The sequence below is a fragment of the Aquabacterium sp. UBA2148 genome (genome assembly GCF_002328915.1).
Taxonomy (GTDB): Bacteria; Pseudomonadota; Gammaproteobacteria; order Burkholderiales; family Burkholderiaceae_C; genus Aquabacterium; species Aquabacterium parvum.
In genome coordinates, this window is sequence record NZ_DCXA01000190.1 from 583 (window position 1) to 1,370 (window position 788).

A 788-nucleotide genomic window follows, 5' to 3' on the forward strand; every position below is an offset into this window, starting at 1 on the left:
CGGGCAGCCTGCCCTTCCAACGATCGCCCAAAGAAATCGGCCAGACCCTTGCGGTGTCTGGCCGATGGAGACGAGGTCCGCCGAGAACTGGTTGCCGCATTCCTGAACCCAGGGGGATTCAGGTGGGCGAGGTCAGCAGCACTTCGGGTTCATCTGACGCGAGATGATCGCACCCATGCGCAATGTTCCAAGCCCTGGCTCCAAGAGCATCGGTTCAAGGAAATAAAAACAACCACGAACCCGACGGACGAGCCCATTCTACGTGGACTCGCACCGATCAGGTCAAGCACTTGCCGCTGTTTTGCACGCTTGAATCGGTGCTGTTGTCACGATCAGCGGGGCGCAGATCAGATCAGGTGGCCGTCCTGACCGAGCACCTGGTCGATGCGTGCGACGAGCTGATCCACGTACTCGGGCGAGGGCAGGGGGCCCAGTGGCGATGGCTCGTTCGTGGCCTCGGCCTCTCGGCTTGTCACCATGGGAGCGGGGGCAGCTGGGCGCTCGACCAGGATGTAGGCCAGGTTCAGCGCAGCCAGCACGGCGATGCGTTCGCGCGCTTTGAGCTTGCCGCTGTCTCGGATGGCGCACATCTCGCGGTCCACCTGCGAGACCGCTTCGCGCAGGCGCTCTTCTCCGCCGTCCGGGCAGCCCAGGCGGTAACTCTGTCCCATGATCGAGACTTCGATTTGCTTCATTCTGGTCGGGTGTCGGTGGCGGTTTGATCGCCATCGGGGTGTTCGGTTTCGGCGACCGGCAGCGGCAGCTTGTCGAGCAGCGCATCGATGCGC

The 788-nt window shown here is 63.2% G+C and carries 1 protein-coding gene; it reads right to left on the reverse strand.

The features are described from left to right. Nucleotides 1-347: 347 nt before the first annotated feature. On the reverse strand, nt 348-695 hold the full coding sequence (locus B2W70_RS10675; protein WP_286745587.1) for a cell division protein ZapA: 348 nt from the start codon (nt 693-695) through the stop codon (nt 348-350). Nucleotides 696-788: the final 93 nt, after the last annotated feature.